At 54.6% G+C, this 20064-nt stretch carries 18 protein-coding genes; 4 read left to right on the forward strand and 14 right to left on the reverse strand.

The features are described 5' to 3' along the window. The first annotated feature begins 30 nt into the window (after positions 1-30). A complete protein-coding gene (gene mnmE, locus RCF31_RS12900; RefSeq protein ID WP_416410855.1) occupies positions 31-1395 on the forward strand; it encodes a tRNA uridine-5-carboxymethylaminomethyl(34) synthesis GTPase MnmE in 1365 nt (454 codons plus the stop codon). Positions 1396-1624: 229 nt separating this feature from the next. Then, positions 1625-2215: a malonic semialdehyde reductase gene (locus tag RCF31_RS12905; RefSeq protein WP_299455718.1), complete on the forward strand. Its 591-nt coding sequence runs from the start codon at positions 1625-1627 to the stop codon at positions 2213-2215. A gap of 92 nt (positions 2216-2307) precedes the next feature. Here the strand turns inward: RCF31_RS12905 and RCF31_RS12910 are convergent, their stop codons facing one another. Next, on the reverse strand, positions 2308-2817 hold the full coding sequence (locus RCF31_RS12910; protein ID WP_416410857.1) for a flavin reductase family protein: 510 nt from the start codon (positions 2815-2817) through the stop codon (positions 2308-2310). 301 nt (positions 2818-3118) lie between these two features. Here RCF31_RS12910 and RCF31_RS12915 point away from each other — a divergent pair, with 301 nt between their 5' ends. Next, positions 3119-3877 carry a 4'-phosphopantetheinyl transferase family protein gene (locus tag RCF31_RS12915; protein ID WP_416410859.1) on the forward strand — a complete coding sequence of 253 codons (759 nt, stop codon included), beginning with the start codon at positions 3119-3121 and terminating at the stop codon, positions 3875-3877. A gap of 32 nt (positions 3878-3909) precedes the next feature. Here the strand turns inward: RCF31_RS12915 and RCF31_RS12920 are convergent, their stop codons facing one another. After that, positions 3910-5223: an NCS2 family permease gene (locus RCF31_RS12920; RefSeq protein WP_299455724.1), complete on the reverse strand. Its 1314-nt coding sequence runs from the start codon at positions 5221-5223 to the stop codon at positions 3910-3912. A 140-nt stretch (positions 5224-5363) separates the two neighbouring features. Here RCF31_RS12920 and yieH point away from each other — a divergent pair, with 140 nt between their 5' ends. Further along, positions 5364-6023, forward strand: a complete 660-nt coding sequence (gene yieH, locus RCF31_RS12925; RefSeq protein WP_416410862.1) for a 6-phosphogluconate phosphatase — start codon at positions 5364-5366, stop codon at positions 6021-6023. Positions 6024-6065: 42 nt separating this feature from the next. Here the strand turns inward: yieH and RCF31_RS12930 are convergent, their stop codons facing one another. From RCF31_RS12930 to atpA, 12 genes are all read right to left on the reverse strand, one after another. Further along, positions 6066-7307 (reverse strand): MFS transporter, encoded by a 1242-nt coding sequence (locus RCF31_RS12930; RefSeq protein ID WP_313685516.1) that lies wholly within the window; start codon positions 7305-7307, stop codon positions 6066-6068. A 106-nt stretch (positions 7308-7413) separates the two neighbouring features. Continuing rightward, complete coding sequence (gene phoU / locus RCF31_RS12935) at positions 7414-8148, reverse strand: phosphate signaling complex protein PhoU (protein WP_208716984.1); 735 nt, start codon at positions 8146-8148, stop codon at positions 7414-7416. 17 nt (positions 8149-8165) lie between these two features. Continuing rightward, positions 8166-8939, reverse strand: a complete 774-nt coding sequence (pstB, locus tag RCF31_RS12940) for a phosphate ABC transporter ATP-binding protein PstB (RefSeq protein ID WP_084878133.1) — start codon at positions 8937-8939, stop codon at positions 8166-8168. Between the two features lie 44 nt (positions 8940-8983). Beyond that, entirely contained in the window at positions 8984-9871 is an 888-nt protein-coding gene (gene pstA, locus RCF31_RS12945) for a phosphate ABC transporter permease PstA (RefSeq protein WP_299455732.1), read from the reverse strand. Further along, a complete protein-coding gene (gene pstC / locus RCF31_RS12950) occupies positions 9868-10830 on the reverse strand; it encodes a phosphate ABC transporter permease PstC (RefSeq protein ID WP_299455734.1) in 963 nt (320 codons plus the stop codon). The genes pstA and pstC overlap by 4 nt, the downstream gene beginning before the upstream one ends. Before the next feature lie 91 nt (positions 10831-10921). Next, complete coding sequence (gene pstS / locus RCF31_RS12955; protein ID WP_416410865.1) at positions 10922-11965, reverse strand: phosphate ABC transporter substrate-binding protein PstS; 1044 nt, start codon at positions 11963-11965, stop codon at positions 10922-10924. Positions 11966-12141: 176 nt separating this feature from the next. Then, entirely contained in the window at positions 12142-13971 is a 1830-nt protein-coding gene (gene glmS, locus RCF31_RS12960) for a glutamine--fructose-6-phosphate transaminase (isomerizing) (RefSeq protein ID WP_299455738.1), read from the reverse strand. A 144-nt stretch (positions 13972-14115) separates the two neighbouring features. Then, positions 14116-15486 carry a bifunctional UDP-N-acetylglucosamine diphosphorylase/glucosamine-1-phosphate N-acetyltransferase GlmU gene (gene glmU, locus RCF31_RS12965; RefSeq protein ID WP_416410868.1) on the reverse strand — a complete coding sequence of 457 codons (1371 nt, stop codon included), beginning with the start codon at positions 15484-15486 and terminating at the stop codon, positions 14116-14118. A 245-nt stretch (positions 15487-15731) separates the two neighbouring features. Beyond that, on the reverse strand, positions 15732-16151 hold the full coding sequence (locus tag RCF31_RS12970; protein WP_416410870.1) for a F0F1 ATP synthase subunit epsilon: 420 nt from the start codon (positions 16149-16151) through the stop codon (positions 15732-15734). 24 nt (positions 16152-16175) lie between these two features. Continuing rightward, positions 16176-17573, reverse strand: a complete 1398-nt coding sequence (atpD, locus tag RCF31_RS12975) for a F0F1 ATP synthase subunit beta (RefSeq protein ID WP_084878116.1) — start codon at positions 17571-17573, stop codon at positions 16176-16178. 30 nt (positions 17574-17603) lie between these two features. After that, positions 17604-18470, reverse strand: a complete 867-nt coding sequence (gene atpG / locus RCF31_RS12980; protein WP_084878114.1) for a F0F1 ATP synthase subunit gamma — start codon at positions 18468-18470, stop codon at positions 17604-17606. A gap of 52 nt (positions 18471-18522) precedes the next feature. After that, positions 18523-20064, reverse strand: a complete 1542-nt coding sequence (atpA, locus tag RCF31_RS12985; protein WP_084878112.1) for a F0F1 ATP synthase subunit alpha — start codon at positions 20062-20064, stop codon at positions 18523-18525.

A 20064-nucleotide genomic window follows, 5' to 3' on the forward strand; every position in this document is an offset into this window, starting at 1 on the left:
CCCTGTTTTTTTTTGAAACGAGAGTCAATTATGAGCCATAGCGATACCATCGTCGCCCAGGCAACGCCACCCGGCCGTGGCGGCGTCGGCATTCTGCGTATCTCCGGAGCAAAAGCGGCCGACATCGCGCAAGCCGTGCTGGGTAAACTGCCGAAACCGCGCTATGCCGACTATCTGCCGTTTACCGATGCCGATGGCAGCGTGCTGGATCAGGGTATTGCGCTGTGGTTCCCCGGCCCCAATTCTTTTACCGGTGAAGACGTGCTGGAGTTGCAGGGCCACGGCGGTCCGGTGATTCTCGACCTGCTGCTAAAGCGCATTGTGGCGCTGCCCGGCGTGCGCATTGCTCAGCCGGGTGAATTCTCCGAACGCGCTTTTCTGAATGACAAACTCGATCTGGCCCAGGCAGAAGCCATTGCTGACCTGATCGATGCCAGTTCCGAGCAGGCAGCACGTTCGGCGGTGAATTCGTTACAGGGCGCATTTTCCGTGCGTATTAACGCCCTTGTGGAAGCACTCACTTACCTGCGTATCTATGTGGAAGCGGCCATCGATTTTCCGGATGAAGAGATCGATTTCCTCTCTGACGGAAAAATTGAAGCACAGCTCAATGCGGTGATCGGCGACCTGAATGGCGTGCGAGCCGAAGCCCGCCAGGGCAGCCTGTTGCGTGAAGGGATGAAAGTGGTGATTGCTGGCCGTCCCAACGCCGGAAAATCCAGTCTTCTGAATGCATTAGCCGGACGCGAAGCCGCTATCGTCACCGATATCGCCGGTACCACGCGTGACGTGCTGCGCGAACATATTCATATCGACGGCATGCCACTGCATATCATCGATACCGCTGGCTTACGCGATGCCAGCGACGAAGTTGAACGCATCGGTATTGAACGGGCGTGGCAGGAGATTGAACAGGCCGATCGCGTACTGTTTATGGTGGATGGCACCACCACCGAGGCCACCGAAGCCGCCACCATCTGGCCCGATTTCGTGTCGCGTCTGCCCGCGGAACTGCCGATCACCGTGGTACGCAACAAAGCCGACATGACAGGCGAAACCCTAGGCCTGTCCGAAGTGAATGGTCACTCGCTTATTCGCCTGTCCGCTCGCACGGGTGAAGGCATCGATACCTTGCGCGACCATCTGAAACAGACCATGGGCTTCAGCGGCAATATGGAAGGCGGCTTCCTCGCCCGCCGTCGTCATTTGCAGGCGCTGGAGTTAGCAGCGACTCACCTGCAACAGGGCAAAGATCAGCTGCTGGGAGCCTGGGCGGGTGAACTGCTGGCCGAGGAACTGCGTTTGGCGCAACAGGCCCTGAGCGAAATAACCGGCGAGTTCACCTCGGATGACCTGCTGGGGCGGATTTTCTCCAGTTTTTGTATTGGGAAATGATCTGACGGGATACCCGCATCAGCGGGTTTCTCTCACCTGACAATGCCCTTTTCCTCTCCTCCTGCTCAGTAAACAAAACAGCAGACGATGCCGTTTTGTTATTTGGCTCCCCCCTGCCTTTGCAGTATAACGATCCCACTGGGTGCGCAAAGTGCACCAACGGATCCCGGTCATTCCTCTATTCATGCTAAACATTAGGCTCAATTTGATGCCTGAAAAGGAGAGAAACATGAGTACACCGCTCGACAGCCTCGCCCTGAATGCGCTGTTCAATGAAGCCCGCACCCACAGCTACTGGCAAAACAAACCGATTTCACAGGACCTGTTAAAGCAACTCTACGCGCTGACGGCGCTCGGTCCGACTTCTGCCAACTGCTCACCGGGCCGCTTTGTGTTTGTCACCTCCCAGGAAGGGAAAGAAAAGCTGAAACCCGCGCTCTCTTCCGGCAACCTGGAAAAAACCATGGCAGCTCCAGTGACGGTTATCGTCGCCTCCGATGCGGAGTTCTATGAAAATCTGCCTAAGCTGTTTCCACACGGTGATGCGCGTAGCTGGTTCACCAGCAATCCGGAGCTGGTTAAAGAGACTGCATTTCGCAACAGCAGTTTGCAGGCGGGTTATCTGATTCTGGCGGCACGCTCATTGGGGCTGGATGCTGGCCCGATGTCGGGTTTTGATCCGGCCAAAATCAATGAAGCTTTCTTCAGCAACAGCAAATGGCAGGTTAATTTGCTGATCAACCTCGGTTATGGCGAAGCGAGCAAACTGCATCCGCGTCTGCCACGCCTCGGTTTTGACGATGTCTGCAAATTTGCCTGAGTAAAGCGTGCACGAATTCGTAGCAGCGCGATTTATCGCGCTGTTTTTCAGAATTGCAGGGACGGCCTGAATTTGCGCGATAAATCGCGCCGCTACAGACTCAGCGAATGAAAGCCGCTGTTGAAGTAGACCATCGGTTCTGCCGCTTCGCCCGGCAAATTAATGCCCACAATCCGCGCCAGCAACACGCTATGTGTATGCCAGTCCACCACTTTTTCCAGATGACAATCAAAACTCACCAGCGCATCCGCCAGCACCGGCGCGCCGGTAGTCAGGGTTTGCCAGTCGCCGTGCTGAAAGCGCTCAGCGCGACGTGATGGCTGACTGAACTGCGCGCAAAGCTCGGCATGGTGCTCACGCAGCACGTTAACCGCAAAATATCCTGCCTGCAGAAAACCCGCATGGCTGGAGGAGCTTTGGTTGATGCAAACCAACAGGCTGGGCGGTTCTGCCGCCAGTGAGCTGACCGACGACGCAATCAGACCAAATTTCTCATCGCCTGATTGTGTGGTGACCAGTGAGACGCCTGCACTCAGGCGGCGCATACCAAAACGAAAGTCATCGAGTGAGATCGATTCCTGGGAAGATGAAGTAACTGACATAAAAACTCCGACGTGCATGATTCTGCGATGAAGCACAGCTGAAATTCGGCAATTATAATTTTCTCATCAGCCTGCTTTTTTAATGCCCAAATCCTACACTACATCGCCCCATTCAGCATCTAATCAGGCATTTATCAGCAAATAAGCTGGATGATATGGCTACTGGCGCGGCCTCAGCGCATGGTCATGATGTTCGGCGTTATCTGAAATTCAGGGATTCCACGTAATGCCGGATGCAAAGACATGAGAAAATTCTTACAATAGCTGTGATGATTATCCGACCATTTTCACGGAGCGACAGATGGCTAGTCATTTTGTTCGTTGGATGGGTAACCCGCCCCTCTCCTCTGAGACAATGCGGGTTCCACAGGATGTAATTAATAGCGCGCAACGTCTGCCCGATAAGCGCCGTGGCCGCTTTCTTGCCGCTCGTGAGCTGCTGGCACAGCTGATGTTGCGTATTTACGGTATCAATGAACTGCCGCTGCTTGTGACCACCAGCAGCGGTCGGCCCTGTTTTGCCGATTCCGCCCTGCCTGATTTCAGCATCGCCTATGCCGGAAATATGGTGGGTGTTCTGCTGGCTGAAGAAGGTGGCCGGGCCGGGCTGGATATGGAAATCGTGCGCGCCCACAGTCGTCAGACGCAGGATGCCCTCACCCAGGATCTCTCTTCCGGGGAGAAAGCCTGGATTAATGCGCAGCAGGATTTTATGGAAGCGGTGACGCAGATCTGGACGCTACGCCAGAGCATTCTCAAACTCACCGGCGAAGCGGAAAGCGGTATCGATTCATTGCGGCTCCATCCCGCCGCAGGACGCCTGCGCTCCAGCGTGTTCCCGGATATTCAGGCCGTGTGCGATGCCGAACCGACGCTGGTTTGGTCATGCGCTTTGTCACCCGGTACGGAACGACTTCGGTTGTGGGAAATTGATGGCGACTATCAATGGCAGCCGCTACGCGATGTGGAGATGAGTAAACCAAATATCGGTCCACGCACCTTGCGTCTGACCAGTTTACCGAGCGAACGCACTACACCGCAGGAAATCGGTCATCCATAATAAGACAGGCCGCTTATGCGGCCTGTTTAGTTTTAGTGGGCGTCAACAAACACGATTTTCAGTACAAACAACAGCGCCACCACCACCACGCACGGGCTGATTTCCCGCCAGCGCCCCGTTCCCAGCTTCATCACGCAGTAAGCGATAAAGCCCAGCGCAATGCCTTCCGTAATCGAGAAACTGAACGGCATCATCACTGCGGTGACAAACGCCGGAACCGCTTCAGTAAGATCGTCCCAGCGCACACGTGACAATGACGCCGTCATCAGTACGCCGACGTAGATCAAAGCGCCCGCAGCCGCGTAGGCGGGCACCATCGCCGCCAGCGGTGACAGAAACATCACCAGCAGGAACAGGATACCGGTGATCACCGCCATCAGCCCGGTACGGCCACCAATCGCCACGCCCGAAGAACTTTCGATATAAGCGGTAACCGATGAAGTACCAATCAGCGACCCGGCCACTGAGCTGACGCTGTCAACAAACAACGCCTGCTTCATCCGCGGGAAGGTGCCTTTTTCATCGGTCAGCCCGGCTTTGTCGGTTACGCCAATCAGCGTGCCGGAGGAGTCAAACAGGTTGACCAGCATGAACGAGAAAATCACCCCGGCCATCCCGATATTCAGTGCACCTTTGATATCGACCTGACCCACCACGGAGCCCACAGAGGGTGGTGTCGCGAACACGCCGGTAAACTTCACATCGCCCAGCAGCAGGCCAATCACAGTGGTCACCACAATCGACACCAGCACCGCCGCATGGATATTACGTGAAGCCAGAATGGCGATGATGAAAAAGCCAAGCGCGCCCAGCAACACGCTATGCGAGGTCAGGTTACCCACGGTGACCAGCGTATCGGCATTTGGCACGATGATACCCGCATTTTTCAGCCCCATCATGGCGATGAACAGCCCGATACCGGCCGTGATGCCCACGCGCAGGCTCAGCGGGATATTGGCAATCATCCAGTAACGCACGCGCAACAACGTGAGGATTAATAACCCCAGCGCGCCCCAGAAGATTGCCCCCATACCGATCTGCCACGAATACCCCATCGCGCCGACCACGACAAAGGCAAAGAAGGCATTCAGCCCCATCGCCGGTGCCAGTGCGACCGGCAGATTAGCCACCAGCCCCATCAGGATGCTGCCAAATGCGGCAATCAGACAGGTGGTGACAAACACCGCCTGGGTATTCATACCCGCGGCACCAAGGATTTGCGGGTTAACGAAGACGATGTACACCATCGTCAGAAAGGTGGTGAAACCGGCGATCACTTCCGTGCGCACGGTAGTACCGTGTTCCTGCAACTTAAAAATGCGCTGCAACAGACCCTGCTTGTTCATAGCATTATCCTGCTGAAAAATTTAACGCGCGTATCCTATAGATTTTACCGGCCCAGCACACTGATTTTTCGCAAGCGTTTGCTCGACGCGCGCAGTGGGTTAGAGTGACAGCTAATTGTTTACCAAAAGGATGATGTGCGATGTCAGTTGAATGTATTTTTTTTGATTGTGACGGCACGCTGGTCGACAGCGAGGTGATCTGTACGCAATCTTACGTCAACACCTTTGCCCGCTACGGTATCGAGCTATCGCTCCAGCAGATGTTCGAAAAATACAAAGGGGTAAAACTGTACGACATCATCCGTGATGTGGCAGCGGAACATCAGGCCGAACTCCCCATCGATGAAGTGGAAACCACCTACCGCGCCGAAGTGGCCCGGCTGTTTGACTTGCAGCTGGAGCCTATCGCCGGGGCGAAAGCGCTGGTGGAGCAGGTTAAAGTGCCGATGTGTGTGGTATCGAATGGCACAGTGAAGAAAATGCAGCATTCCCTCGGTCTGACCGGCATGCTGCCGTACTTCGCTGAGAATCTTTACAGCGGTTATGACATCAATCACTGGAAACCAGACCCGGAACTGATGTATCACGCGGCGGAGCAAATGCAGGTGCCGATAGAGAAATGCATTCTGGTGGATGATTCGGAAGCAGGTGCCCGCGCTGGCATCGCCGCCGGTATTCCGGTGTTTTATTACTGCGCGGATGCGCATAACCCGGAACTTGATCACCCGCTGGTGACCCGTTTTGATGATATGGCGCAGTTGCCAGCATTGTGGCAGGCGCGGGGTTGGGCGCTGGTGTAACGCCCAGTAACCCATCACGGCGCGAAAAATCGCGCCGTGGCATCAGCCAATCGCGCCCAGTGAATCCTCATTACCCTGCTTCTTCGGCAGCAAAAACAGCGTTGCCACAATATCCAGCAGATAAATCAGCGCCAGCAGCGTAATCGCCGCAGCGAATGATATTTTCGCAGCCAGTAAACCAATAACCAGCGGCCCAAAACCCCCCACACCACGCCCGAGGTTAAACAACACGTTCTGCGCCGTGGCGCGAGCCTGTGGCGGGAAAGTATCGGAAATTAACGCGCCGTAGCCGCCAATCATGCCATTCACGAACATCCCCATCAGCGCACCGGTAAACAGCATCACGGTGGGATCACGCAGCTGAGCGTAAATCACTACCATCACTACCGCGCCAAATTGATACAACAGGAAGATTTTCCAGCGCGCGAAGCGGTCCGCCAGTACGCCAAACAGCCAGATACCGAACGTCATCCCCACCACGGTGACAGCGGTCCACAGACCGGATTTGGTCAGACTGAAGCCGAAGCTGGAGGAGAGATAACTCGGCATCCAAATCATCAGACCGTAATAACCAAAGTTCTGTACCGAGCAGAGGATAAAGATACCCAGGCTTGCCTTGCTGGTGGCCCGGTCGCTAAACAGCAAACGGATACGTGCGGCAAACGACAATTGCGGCGTTTTCGCCACATGACGGGTAAATCCTTCCGGTTCCCCCATGCTGCGGCGAATCACAAACGACACCAGCGCGGGCAACAGCCCCACCAGGAACATACCGCGCCAGCCAATCACACTCAGCAGTGGCGGGGTAATAAAGGCTGCCAGCAGCACACCCAGCTGCCAGCCGATGCCTACCCATGCGGAGGCGCGATTACGCTTCTCCTGCGGCCAGGCTTCAGCGATAAGCGCCATGCCGATACCAAACTCGCCACCCAGCCCCATCCCTGCCAGAGTACGGTACGCCAGCAAATCCCAGTAGCCCTGCGCCACTGCGCATAACCCGGTGAAAATGGAAAACATCAGAATAGTGACGGTCAGAATGCGGATGCGGCCAAAACGGTCGCTGAGATGACCAAAGACAATGCCACCCACCACGGCTCCAATCAGCGTCCAGGTGACCAGCGATCCTGCCTGTGAAGGATCGAGTGCCAGCGACACGCTAATCGCCGGTAACATGAAGCCAAGAATCAGCAGATCGAATCCGTCCATCGCATAGCCACTGACCGCCGCCAGCATCGCTTTGGCCGGGGTGACGCTCTGTTTCTTTTTGGGGGAGAGGGGTGACATCAGCAACACCTTGTAATAAAAAGTGCACCAAGTATAAAGAGCGGAACGCCGTGAGACCAATCAGAAATGAAGATGGCTGCCGCTAATGCAGGCAGCCATCAGGCTATCAGGACGGTTTGTTGGTGCCATCATCGCCGGACAGCAGCTCATCCAGCTTGTCGCCACCAACGTGACGGAAATCCTGTCCCTTCACGAAGTAGAAGATGATTTCGCAGATATTCTGGCAACGGTCACCGATACGCTCGATGGCACGTGCGCAGAACAGGGCGGTCAGTACACTTGGAATGGTACGCGGATCTTCCATCATGTAGGTCATCAGCTGACGTACAATGCCCTCGTACTCTTTATCCACCTTCTTATCTTCACGGTAGATCTGGATCGCCGCATTAAGATCCATGCGGGCAAACGCATCCAGCACGTCATGCAGCATCTGCACGGTATGATGGCCAAGTGATTCCAGGCTCACCAGCAGCGGCAGATGTTGCTGACCAAATTTCTCCAGTGCAGTGCGGCTGATTTTTTCCGCCACGTCACCGATGCGTTCCAGCTCAGAAATGGTCTTGATGATTGCCATCACCAGGCGCAGGTCGCTGGCGGTAGGCTGGCGTTTGGCGATGATGCGCACGCAGGCTTCATCAATCTCCACTTCCATCATATTGACCTTCTGATCACCGTCGATAACGCGCTGTGCCAGTTCGCCATCCTGGTTATGCATCGCGGTAATGGCGTCGGTGAGCTGCTGCTCAACCATGCCACCCATGATCATCACCTGAGTGCGAATGTGCTCCAGCTCCGCGTTGAACTGACCGGAGATATGTTTGTTCAGATTTAAATTATCCATGTGCGTCTCCTGTCAAATCAGCCGTAACGACCGGTAATGTAGTCTTCTGTCTGTTTTTGCGCGGGCTTGGTAAACAGCGTATCGGTATCGCTGAATTCAATCAGCTCACCCAGATACATAAACGCGGTGTGATCAGAACAACGCGCCGCCTGCTGCATGTTATGGGTTACGATCACCACGGTGTAGTCTTGCTTCAGCTCGGTGATCAGTTCTTCGATACGACCGGTTGAAATCGGGTCCAGCGCCGAACAAGGCTCATCCAGCAGCAGCACTTCCGGGCGAATCGCAATGCCGCGTGCAATGCACAGACGTTGCTGCTGACCGCCGGAGAGACTGTAACCACTCTGATGCAGCTTGTCTTTGGTTTCATTCCACAGCGCTGCTTTGCTCAACGCCCACTGCACGCGCTCATCCATATCAGCACGCGACAGCTTTTCAAACAGACGCACGCCAAAGGCGATGTTGTCATAAATCGACATCGGGAACGGCGTCGGCTTCTGGAACACCATGCCAACGCGGGCGCGCAGCAGGGCGATATCCTGGCTCGATGCCAGAATGTTGTCGCCATCCAGCAGAATTTCACCTTCTGCACGCTGCTCCGGGTAGAGCGAGTACATTTTGTTGAAGGTACGCAGCAGGGTCGATTTACCGCAGCCCGACGGCCCGATAAATGCGGTGACCTGGTTTTTTGCGATGTCCAGATTGATATTTTTCAGCGCATGGAATTTCCCGTAATGGAAGTTCAGATTGCGCACCTGAATTTTGCCGGCAGAAGAAGTTGCCATACTCATTGCTCGTCTCTCATGTACCGCGCCGCCGAAGCCGCGCCGGGAAATTAGTGTTTGCTCTTGGAGAAAATCACACGCGCCAGGATGTTCAGCAGCAACACGCACAGGGTAATGATCAGCACACCCGCCCACGCCAGACTCTGCCATTCCGCAAACGGGCTCATGGCGAATTTGAAGATGGTCACCGGCAGGTTGGCGATCGGCTGCATCATGTCGGTGCTCCAGAACTGGTTCGACAGCGCAGTAAACAGTAGCGGCGCGGTTTCACCCGCAATACGCGCAATCGCCAGCAGCACACCGGTCATAATGCCCGAGACTGACGCCTTCAGGGTGATAGCTGAAATCATCCTCCACTTCGGCGTACCCAGGGCATAAGCTGCCTCACGCATGCTGTCAGGCACCAGACGCAGCATGTTCTCGGTGGTGCGGATCACAATCGGGATCTGCAACAGCGCCAGCGCCACCACACCAGCCCAACCGGAGAAGTGCTGCATCTGCGCCACCACAATGGTGTAAACGAACAGACCCACCACAATCGACGGTGCGGATAACAGGATGTCGTTAATAAAACGAATCACTTCCGCCAGCCAGTGCTTGCGGCCATATTCCGCAAGGTAAATCCCCGCCATGATGCCCAGCGGCGTCCCGACGAAGGTTGACCAGAAAATCAATAAACCGCTACCGGCCAAGGCGTTCGCCAAACCACCACCTGCGGTATTGGGCGGTGGGGTCGATTCAGTAAACAGCGACCAGGATAAGCCATCGATACCGCGCGAAACGGTAGTGAACAGAATCCACACCAGCCAGAACAGGCCAAACGCCATCGTCAGTAACGACAACGTCAGCGCAATTTTATTTTTGGTACTGCGCCATGCCTGCATTTTACGACGTGAGGCTTCCAGCTCGGCGCGCGCCTGCAATTCAATCGTTGTCATGAACGGGCTCCTTCACTCTTCGCCAGACGCAGGATCATCAGTTTGGAGATCGCCAGCACGATAAAGGTGATAACAAACAGGATCAGCCCCAGTTCCATCAGTGCCGCCACATGCACGCCGGATTCCGCTTCAGCGAATTCGTTCGCCAGCGCCGAGGTGATGCTGTTGCCTGGCATAAACAGCGAAGCGCTGTCGAGCTGGTAGGTGTTACCGATAATAAAGGTGACCGCCATGGTTTCACCCAAGGCACGACCCAGGCCGAGCATCACGCCACCGATAACCCCGTTTTTGGTGAACGGCAGCACGATGCGCCAGATCACTTCCCAGGTGGTGCAGCCGATACCATAGGCTGACTCTTTCATCATCACCGGCGTCTGCTCAAACACATCACGCATCACCGAAGCGATATAAGGGATGATCATAATAGCCAGAATCACACCTGCGGCGAGGATGCCGATGCCAAATGCCGGACCGGAAAACAGCGCGCCGACAATCGGGATATTCGACATGATGTCACCCACCGGCGTCTGGAAATATTGCGCAAACAGCGGTGCGAAAATAAACAGGCCCCACATGCCGTAAACGATACTGGGGATGGCCGCCAGCAGTTCAATCGCCGTACCAAGTGGACGACGCAGCCAGCCTGGTGCCAGTTCCGTCAGGAACAGGGCGATACCAAAGCTCACCGGAACGGCGATGATCAACGCAATCAGTGAGGTCACGACAGTGCCGTAAATCGGCACCAGCGCACCAAATTCTTCATTGGGCGCATCCCAGGTTTTGGTCCACAGGAAGGAGAAGCCAAATTTCTGGATGCTGGGCCAGGAGGAGAAAATCAGGGAGACGATGATGCCACCCAGCAGCAACAACACAATCAGCGCGGAGAGTTTAACCAGCGCGCCGAAAATCATGTCACCTTGTTTGCCAGGGGCTTTAAACGTCGGCTTAGTGGCAGCCATAGAAGTCTCTGTTCTCAGGGAATGACAGGGCGACATGATCATCATGCCGCCCATTGGGTAGGCCAGCATTGCGGCTGGCCAGGTCTATCAGTTATTCGAACAGCGCTTTGCCTGAACTGTCTTTGATGTTGGCTTTCCAGGCAGAACGGATCTGCGCGGTTACGCTGTCTGGCAGAGCGGCGTAATCCAGGCTGGTCGCCGTTTTAGAACCGTGTTTGTAAGCCCAGTCGAAGAACTTCAGCACTTCGCTACCTTTCTCAGCATTCGCCTGATCTTTGTAAACCAGGATGAACGTGGTTGAGGAGATCGGCCATGCATCTGCGCCTTTCTGGAAAGTCAGGTCCTGAGCAAAGGTTTCGCTCCAGTTCGCGCCTTTCGCCGCGTTAGAGAAGCTGGTTTCGCTCGGCGATACCGCTTTACCGTCAGCATCCATCAGTTTGGTATAGGTCAGGTTGTTCTGCTTAGCATACGCATATTCTACGTAGCCAATTGAACCCGGCAGACGCTGAACGAATGCAGCCACGCCGTCGTTACCTTTACCGCCCAGACCGGTCGGCCAGTTTACGGTGTTACCTTTACCGATTTTGCTGTTCCACTCTTCGTTCACTTTAGACAGGTAGCTGGTGAAAACGAAAGAAGTACCGGAACCATCAGCGCGGCGTACCACGTTGATGTTGGTGTCAGGCAGTTTCACGCCCGGGTTCAGCTTGGTGATTGCCGGATCGTTCCACTTTTTGATGTTACCCAGGTAGATGTCACCAACGGTTTTGCCGTCGAGGGTCAGCTGACCAGATTTAATACCAGGGATGTTAACTGTCAGTACCACGCCACCGATTACGGTCGGGAACTGGAACAGGCCATTTTTTTGCAGATCTTCATCTTTCATCGGCGCATCTGACGCACCGAAATCGACGGTTTTGGCGATGATTTGCTTCACGCCGCCTGAAGAACCAATACCCTGATAGTTGATTTTGCTACCGGTGGCTTGCTGGTATTCTGCTGCCCACTTGGCATAAACCGGTGCCGGGAACGTCCCGCCTGCGCCAGTCAGATCGGTTGCTGCAAAAGCAGAGACCGCGCTTACTGCGAAGGTGGCGGCGAGGATTCGGGCTACGGTGCTACGCATCAGTGTCATGTTCCCTCCAGGGGAGTTAAAAAAATCAGGCTCTATGCCATTTTAGTAGGAGTCATTGATTGCTGCTGGAGGGAAAATAGGACAGTTTGATTACAGTCAAATGTACGAAATATGACAGTTTTATGACATCGTTTAAAAATGAAGCGGGACCTGACAGGCCCCGCTTTTCCTGCTGATTATTCGACAGTAACTGATTTCGCCAGGTTACGTGGCTGATCAACATCAGTACCTTTAATCAACGCCACATGGTACGAAAGAAGTTGCAGCGGCACGGTATAGAAGATCGGCGCAATCACCTCTTCTACGTGCGGCAGTGAGATAATCTTCATGCCTTCGCTGTCGCTGAAACCCGCATCCTGATCGGCGAACACGTACAGCAAACCACCGCGCGCGCGCACCTCTTCAATATTAGACTTCAGCTTTTCCAGTAACTCATTGTTCGGTGCCACCACAATCACTGGCATATCGGCATCAATTAGCGCCAGCGGCCCGTGCTTCAGCTCACCGGCAGCATAGGCTTCCGCGTGGATGTAGGAGATCTCTTTGAGCTTCAGTGCCCCTTCCATAGCAATCGGGTACTGATCGCCACGGCCGAGGAACAGGGCGTGGTGTTTGTCAGAGAAACCTTCTGCCAGACTTTCGATCACCTTGTCCTGCGCCAGCATCTGCTCAATACGGCTCGGCAGCGCCTGCAACGCGTGCACAATGTCGTGCTCGGTGTCGGCAGACATACCGTGCAGACGACCCAGTTTCGCTACCAGCATCAGCAATACCGTAAGCTGCGTGGTAAAGGCTTTGGTAGAAGCCACACCGATTTCGGTGCCCGCTTTGGTCATCAGCGCCAGATCGGATTCCCGCACCAGCGACGAACCCGCGACGTTACAGATCGCCAGCGAACCGAGGTAGCCCAGCTCTTTCGACAGACGCAGCGCGGCCAGCGTATCTGCCGTCTCACCTGACTGCGACAGCGTGATCAGCAGGCTGTTTTTACGTACGGCAGATTTGCGATAGCGGAATTCAGAAGCGATTTCGACATCACAGGGAATGTTGGCCAGCGACTCGAACCAGTAACGCGACACCATACCGGAGTTGTATGACGTACCGCAGGCGATAATCTGGATATGCTCAACTTTGCTCAGCAGGGTTTCAGCCTGCGGGCCAAGTTCACTAAGATCGACCTCACCGTGGCTGAAACGACCGGTTAAGGTGTTTTTGATCGCCATCGGCTGTTCATAAATCTCTTTCTGCATGTAATGACGATACACGCCTTTGTCACCGGCATCGTACTGCACATTGGATTCGATCTCGGCGCGATTAACCGGTTTGCCACTGCGATCGACAATCGTCACTTCGCGGCGAGTGATCTCAGCGATATCGCCCTCTTCCAGATAGATGAAGCGACGCGTCACCGGCAGCAATGCCAATTGATCAGAGGCGATAAAGTTTTCGCCCATGCCACGACCGACCACCAGCGGGCTACCGGAACGGGCAGCCACCAGCAGCGACGGATCGCGGCTGTCCATGATCACCATGCCATAAGCACCACGCAGCTGCGGAATGACCCGCAATACCACTTCACGCAGCGAACCGCCCTGCTTCTGCTCCCAGTGCACCAAATGCGCCACCACTTCGGTGTCGGTTTCTGAGGCAAACTGGTAGCCGCGTTCAATCAGTTGTGCACGCAGCGGCTCATGGTTCTCAATGATGCCGTTATGCACAATGATGATGTGCTCAGAAATATGCGGATGCGCATTCGCTTCTGAGGGTTCACCATGCGTTGCCCAGCGGGTGTGAGCGATACCGGTGCCACCAATCAACGGCTGTTCTTCCGCCGCCTCTGCCAGCTTCTGCACTTTGCCGAGACGACGCAGACGCGTCACATGGCCTTGGGCGTCAACGACGGCCAGACCAGCCGAATCGTAACCGCGATATTCGAGACGACGCAGACCTTCCAGCAGAATCTCTGCAATGTCGCGCTGTGCTACTGCACCAACAATTCCACACATAATAGTTTCCTGACTTCATGGCTTTCGGCCATTGCGTTGTCATCTGACCTGATATCCGGCATTGCCGGTTCCCCGAGCCTTGTAGAGAGTGGGGATAGAGTTATATTTACTGCTAACAGGCCGGTCTTTGCCGGCCATTAAAAATTACTTTTTCTTCACCGGACGCTGCCAGCCTGCTTTCTGGTTCTGTTCTTTACGGTTATAAACCAGAACCGCAGCGGTAACGTCTTTCATCACCGTGGTGCCTGCGGCGATAGTCGCGCCACTGGCAATGGTCACCGGGGCAACCAGCTGCGTGTCGGAGCCAACAAAGACGTTATCGCCAATGATGGTTTTCGATTTGTTCGCGCCATCGTAATTGCAGGTGATGGTACCCGCACCGATATTCACATCCTCGCCGATCTCCGCATCACCCAGATAAGAGAGATGCCCGGCCTTCGAGCCTTTACCGAGGCTGGCTTTTTTCATTTCAACGAAGTTACCCACGTGCGCCTTCTCACCCAGCTCGCTGCCAGGACGCAGGCGGGCAAACGGGCCGACGGTACAAGCCGCCGCCAGGCTGGCATCTTCGATCACCGAATACGCGCTGATTTCACAGTCATCGGCAATCACGCTGTTTTTGATGATGCAACCCGCCGCAATTTTCACGCGATCGCCCAGCGTCACGTTACCTTCGATGATCACATTGGTATCGATTTCGACATCGCGCCCGTGCTGCAACGTACCGCGTAGATCAAAACGTGCCGGATCGCGCAACATGACGCCAGCCAGCAACAATCTCTCGGCCTGCTCAGTCTGATATGCACGCTCCAGCGCGGCCAGTTGCACACGATTGTTCACACCGTCGGTTTCGCTGATCCGCGCCGGATGGACCGCCTGCACGACACGACCTTCCTGATGCGCCATGGCAATAATGTCGGTGATATAAAACTCGCCCTGAGCATTATTGCTGTTCAGCTGAGAAAGCCAGCGTTTGAGATCGCCGCCGTTGGCAACCAGGATACCGGTGTTGATTTCCTGAATTTTCAGCTGTTCTGCCGAAGCATCTTTTTGTTCCACGATGCCGGTGATGGTGTCGTGTTCACGTACGATGCGACCATAACCGGTGGGATTGTCGAGAACTACCGTCAGTAGCCCAATGCCGCCAGCTGGTTTGGCGGCGCGCAGACGCTGCAAAGTTTCCTGCGAGATCAGCGGCACATCGCCGTACAACATCAGAATATCTTCGTCATCGGCGAAATAAGGAGCCGCCTGCTGCATCGCGTGTCCGGTTCCCAGCTGCTGTGCCTGAAGTACCCAGTTCAGGGTGTTCCCGGCAAGTTGCGCTTTGAGTTGATCACCGCCATGACCATACACCAGATGAATTTGCTGTGCGCCCAGCCCGGTGGCGGCGTCAATCACATGCTGAACCATCGGTTTTCCTGCCAGGGTATGCAGAACTTTGGGGAGATCGGAATACATACGGGTGCCCTTGCCAGCAGCAAGAATCACCACACTCATCGCAGTTGTAGACATAACCATCCTGACTCTGTTTTAGCTTTCGAAAGTTTAAGGTTTACCCCTGAGATTACTACATTTTTCTCGGATCGAAATTAGAGGATGACGAAAGTCAGTGTGCAATAAATTGCGCCGCTACGGTATGTGTAAAAGTGCACGATACCGTAGCGCCGCGATTCATCGCGTTGTTTTGTTCTATCAGAATTGCAGATAAAAAAAATGCCAGCCCTAAGGGCTGGCATTTCGTGACGCATAAAGCCTGATTACATCGCTTTTTTGGTCAGCTCGATAACACGCAGTTTTGCGATAGCTTTCGCCAGTTCGGCAGAGGCCGTAGCGTAGTCCACATCACCGTGGCTGCTGCTCATATGCTCTTCTGCTTTACGTTTCGCTTCCAGCGCACGTGCCTCATCCAGGTCTTCACCACGAATCGCGGTGTCGGCCAGAACGGTGGTGCTGTTCGGCTGTACTTCCAGCACGCCGCCAGAGAGGTAGATATACTCCTCTTCGCCGTGCTGTTTAACGATGCGAATCATACCAGGCTTGATGGCAGTCAGGAGCGGGGCATGACCCGGGAAAATCCCCAGTTCACCTTCGCTACCTGACACCTGGATCTTCTGCACCAGACCGGAGAACATTTGTTGCTCCGCGCTGACCACATCCAGGTGATAAGTCATAGCCATATCATTCCTCCCGGGAAACCGAAATTACAGTTTCTTCGCTTTTTCCACGGCTTCGTCGATCGCGCCAACCATGTAGAAAGCCTGCTCTGGCAGATGGTCGAATTCACCTTCCATGATGCCTTTGAAGCCACGGATGGTGTCTTTCAGCGATACGTACTTACCTGGAGAACCGGTGAACACTTCAGCAACGAAGAACGGCTGAGACAGGAAGCGCTGAATCTTACGCGCACGTGCCACCAGCAGTTTGTCGTCTTCAGACAGCTCGTCCATACCGAGGATGGCGATGATGTCTTTCAGTTCCTGGTAACGTTGCAGCAGTGACTGTACGCCACGCGCTACATCGTAGTGCTCCTGACCAACAACCAGCGGATCCAGCTGACGGCTGGTGGAATCCAGCGGGTCAACGGCCGGGTAGATACCCAGAGAAGCGATCTGACGGCTCAGGGTTACAGTTGAGTCCAGGTGGGCGAAGGTGGTCGCCGGAGACGGGTCAGTCAAGTCATCCGCAGGAACGTAAACGGCCTGTACGGAAGTGATTGAACCGGTCTTGGTGGAGGTAATACGCTCCTGCAACACACCCATCTCTTCAGCCAGAGTCGGCTGATAACCTACCGCTGAAGGCATACGACCCAGCAGTGCAGAGACTTCTGTACCGGCCAGGGTGTAACGATAGATGTTGTCGATGAACAGCAGTACGTCACGGCCTTCATCACGGAATTTTTCCGCCATGGTCAGACCGGTCAGTGCTACGCGCAGACGGTTACCCGGCGGCTCGTTCATCTGGCCATACACCAGCGCTACTTTATCGATAACGTTGGAGTCAGTCATTTCGTGGTAGAAGTCGTTACCCTCACGAGTACGCTCACCCACACCGGCAAATACCGAGTAACCTGAGTGCTCAGCCGCGATGTTACGGATCAGCTCCATCATGTTTACGGTTTTACCTACACCCGCACCACCGAACAGACCGACTTTACCGCCCTTAGCGAACGGACACATCAGGTCGATAACCTTGATGCCGGTTTCCAGCAGTTCCTGCGAGTTAGACTGTTCTTCATAAGAAGGTGCTGCACGGTGAATAGAGGAAACCTCTACTGCGCTGCCGTCTTCTTCTTTCAGGTCGCCTTTCATGTCGATCGGCTCGCCCAGCACGTTCATGATACGGCCGAGGGTTGCTTTACCAACCGGTACCTGGATCGGTTTTTTCAGGTCGGTGACTTCCAGACCGCGCTTCAGGCCGTCAGAAGTACCCATGGCGATGGTACGAACCACGCCACCACCCAGCTGCTGCTGAACTTCCAGCACCAGACGAGCATCACCATTCTTAACCTCAAGGGCGCTGTACACTTGCGGTACTGCGTCCTGAGGGAATTCGACGTCAACTACGGCGCCGATAATCTGGACAATCTTTCCAGCTGCCATCTTGAATCCTCTACCTAATTCCAAACCTGGTTAAACCGCGGAGGCCCCCGAGACGATCTCGGTAAGTTCCTGGGTGATGCTGGCCTGACGAGCTTTGTTGTAAACCAACTGCAGCTCTTTGATCAGATTTCCGCCGTTATCGGTTGCAGCTTTCATCGCAACCATACGTGCGGCCTGCTCACTGGCCAGGTTTTCCACCACACCCTGATAAACCTGCGATTCGACATAACGACGCAGCAGGGTATCCAGCAGCGCTTTCGGATCGGGTTCGTACAGGTAATCCCAGGTCTTCGCCTTCATCTCTTCTTCACCTTCCGCTGGCGGTAACGGCAGCAGTTGGGTAATGGTCGGAGTCTGAGACATGGTGTTATTAAACTTGTTGCTGACGACATACAGCTTGTCGATGCGGCCTTCATCATAAGCCTGCAACATCACTTTTACCGGGCCGATCAATTCAGACAGTGAAGGCTTATCGCCCATGCCTGTAACCTGCGCCACGATGTTGCCACCCACAGAGCCGAAGAAACCCAGCCCCTTGGAACCGATAATCGCCAGATCGCTCTGTACGCCTTTATCAGTCCAGGCTTTCATTTCTGCCAGCACTTTTTTGAACAGGTTAATGTTCAAACCACCACAAAGCCCGCGGTCAGTCGAAACGACCAGGTAGCCGACGCGCTTAACGTCACGCTCATCCAGGTAAGGGTGCTTGTATTCCAGATTACCTAACGCAAGGTGACCAATCACTTTGCGCATGGTATCTGCATACGGACGACTGGCCGCCATGCGTTCCTGCGTTTTACGCATCTTGGAGGCGGCGACCATTTCCATTGCTTTGGTAATCTTCTGCGTGTTTTTCACGCTTCCGATTTTGGATCGTATTTCTTTTGCGCCGGCCATTAGCTTCTCCTCAAAGCCTTGCGGCCTGCCTTTTCAGACAAGCCGCCAGACATTACCAGGACTGGGTTGCTTTAAACGTTTCGAGGAGGCCTTTCAGCTTCTCTTCGATTTCGTTGTTGAAGTTACCAGACTGGTTGATTTCAGCCATCAGCTCGGCGTGGTCACGGTCTGCAAACGCCAGCAGCGCTGCTTCAAAGCTACCAATTTTTGCCAGCTCAACGTCGTTCAGGAAGCCACGCTCTGCGGCAAACAGCACCAGACCCTGCTGCGCGATTGACATCGGCGCATACTGTTTCTGTTTCAGCAGCTCGGTCACTTTCTGACCGTGGCTCAGCTGTTTACGGGTTGCATCGTCCAGATCAGAAGCAAACTGAGAGAATGCTGCCAGTTCACGATACTGTGCCAGAGCGGTACGGATACCACCGGACAGTTTCTTGATGATCTTGGTCTGCGCTGCACCACCCACACGAGATACTGAGATCCCCGGGTTAACTGCCGGACGAATACCGGAGTTGAACAGGTTAGATTCCAGGAAGATCTGACCATCGGTGATTGAAATCACGTTGGTCGGAACGAACGCAGAAACGTCACCCGCCTGGGTTTCGATGATCGGCAGTGCAGTCAGAGAACCGGTCTTACCTTTCACTTCACCATTGGTGAAACGCTCAACGTAATCAGCGGTAACGCGTGATGCACGCTCCAGCAGACGAGAGTGGAGGTAGAACACGTCGCCAGGGAACGCTTCACGACCCGGCGGACGACGGAGCAGCAGAGAAATCTGACGGTAAGCAACAGCCTGCTTAGACAGGTCATCGTATACGATCAGCGCATCTTCACCACGGTCACGGAAGTATTCGCCCATTGCGCAACCGGCATACGGCGCCAGGTATTGCAGTGCAGCAGATTCAGAAGCAGAAGCCACAACCACGATGGTGTTAGCCAGTGCACCGTGTTCTTCCAGCTTACGTACCACGTTAGAGATGGTAGAAGCTTTCTGACCGATCGCGACGTACACGCATTTGATGCCTGAATCGCGCTGGTTGATGATGGCGTCGATAGCCATTGCCGTTTTACCGGTCTGACGGTCACCGATGATCAGCTCACGCTGGCCACGGCCGATTGGAATCATCGCATCGACAGATTTGTAACCAGTCTGAACTGGCTCATCAACAGACTGACGATCGATAACGCCCGGAGCAATCACTTCAACCGGCGAGAAGCCGTCGTTTTCGATTGCGCCTTTACCGTCGATTGGAGCACCCAGGGTGTTCACAACGCGACCCAGCAGGCCACGACCAACCGGCACTTCCAGAATACGGCCAGTACACTTAACCTTCATGCCTTCGGCGAGGTCAGCATACGGACCCATCACCACCGCACCTACAGAGTCACGCTCGAGGTTCAGGGCGATAGCGTAACGGTTACCCGGCAGGGCAATCATCTCACCCTGCATCACATCGGCCAGGCCGTGTACGCGGATGATACCGTCACTTACAGAAACAATAGTACCTTCATTGTGAGCTTCGCTCACGACATTGAACTGAGCAATGCGCTGCTTGATCAGTTCGCTGATTTCGGTGGAATTCAGTTGCAT

This window comes from Pantoea sp. App145 (genome assembly GCF_047947045.1).
In the GTDB taxonomy this organism is placed as follows: Bacteria; Pseudomonadota; Gammaproteobacteria; order Enterobacterales; family Enterobacteriaceae; genus Pantoea.

Excerpts from the sequence above, each read along its gene's own strand:
- mnmE (WP_416410855.1), top strand. The coding sequence starts at position 31 with ATGAGCCATAGCGATACCATCGTCGCCCAGGCAACGCCACCCGGCCGT.
- RCF31_RS12905 (WP_299455718.1), top strand. The coding sequence starts at position 1,625 with ATGAGTACACCGCTCGACAGCCTCGCCCTGAATGCGCTGTTCAATGAA.
- RCF31_RS12910 (WP_416410857.1), bottom strand. The coding sequence starts at position 2,817 with ATGTCAGTTACTTCATCTTCCCAGGAATCGATCTCACTCGATGACTTT.
- RCF31_RS12915 (WP_416410859.1), top strand. The coding sequence starts at position 3,119 with ATGGCTAGTCATTTTGTTCGTTGGATGGGTAACCCGCCCCTCTCCTCT.
- RCF31_RS12920 (WP_299455724.1), bottom strand. The coding sequence starts at position 5,223 with ATGAACAAGCAGGGTCTGTTGCAGCGCATTTTTAAGTTGCAGGAACAC.
- yieH (WP_416410862.1), top strand. The coding sequence starts at position 5,364 with ATGTCAGTTGAATGTATTTTTTTTGATTGTGACGGCACGCTGGTCGAC.
- RCF31_RS12930 (WP_313685516.1), bottom strand. The coding sequence starts at position 7,307 with ATGTCACCCCTCTCCCCCAAAAAGAAACAGAGCGTCACCCCGGCCAAA.
- phoU (WP_208716984.1), bottom strand. The coding sequence starts at position 8,148 with ATGGATAATTTAAATCTGAACAAACATATCTCCGGTCAGTTCAACGCG.
- pstB (WP_084878133.1), bottom strand. The coding sequence starts at position 8,939 with ATGAGTATGGCAACTTCTTCTGCCGGCAAAATTCAGGTGCGCAATCTG.
- pstA (WP_299455732.1), bottom strand. The coding sequence starts at position 9,871 with ATGACAACGATTGAATTGCAGGCGCGCGCCGAGCTGGAAGCCTCACGT.
- pstC (WP_299455734.1), bottom strand. The coding sequence starts at position 10,830 with ATGGCTGCCACTAAGCCGACGTTTAAAGCCCCTGGCAAACAAGGTGAC.
- pstS (WP_416410865.1), bottom strand. The coding sequence starts at position 11,965 with ATGACACTGATGCGTAGCACCGTAGCCCGAATCCTCGCCGCCACCTTC.
- glmS (WP_299455738.1), bottom strand. The coding sequence starts at position 13,971 with ATGTGTGGAATTGTTGGTGCAGTAGCACAGCGCGACATTGCAGAGATT.
- glmU (WP_416410868.1), bottom strand. The coding sequence starts at position 15,486 with ATGTCTACAACTGCGATGAGTGTGGTGATTCTTGCTGCTGGCAAGGGC.
- RCF31_RS12970 (WP_416410870.1), bottom strand. The coding sequence starts at position 16,151 with ATGGCTATGACTTATCACCTGGATGTGGTCAGCGCGGAGCAACAAATG.
- atpD (WP_084878116.1), bottom strand. The coding sequence starts at position 17,573 with ATGGCAGCTGGAAAGATTGTCCAGATTATCGGCGCCGTAGTTGACGTC.
- atpG (WP_084878114.1), bottom strand. The coding sequence starts at position 18,470 with ATGGCCGGCGCAAAAGAAATACGATCCAAAATCGGAAGCGTGAAAAAC.
- atpA (WP_084878112.1), bottom strand. The coding sequence starts at position 20,064 with ATGCAACTGAATTCCACCGAAATCAGCGAACTGATCAAGCAGCGCATT.